The following is a 329-nucleotide window of genomic DNA, read 5'->3' as shown; positions in this document are numbered from 1 at the left end:
CCCGAATTGAAGTCTAAATTCAGGAATCCTGAGGTTAGGCTTACGTGGGTGGAACCTTCCGGAGCATGCATTCTTTGGGCCGGCGTAAAATCGGCGATTACTATCTCACCCGTTGCCGTGTCCAAAGTGATGTCCGACAATATTACAGCGCTCATGATGGCTCTGTTGTTGAAGTTAAAACCCCTTAAGGCCAATTGTCCTTGTGGGGTTGTAATCCCCACAGCCACATTACGCTCGCCGCGCGGACTGATGGCATCTTCGTTTTTGACCAATGTCATCACACGTGTCAGTCGTGAAGTTACCAAACTATCCTTTGCATCGACCATCAG

Annotated in this window: 1 pseudogene; it reads right to left on the bottom strand. The window is 49.2% G+C overall.

Annotated features, from left to right (window positions below):
* A pseudogene (locus J4051_RS19350) lies at nucleotides 1-329 on the bottom strand (hypothetical protein); the annotation flags it as partial.

The organism is Gelidibacter pelagius, assembly GCF_017581925.1.
GTDB lineage: Bacteria > Bacteroidota > Bacteroidia > Flavobacteriales > Flavobacteriaceae > Gelidibacter > Gelidibacter pelagius.
Note: the sequence above shows the minus strand (reverse complement) of the source record. Positions and strands in the feature narration are given on the sequence as shown.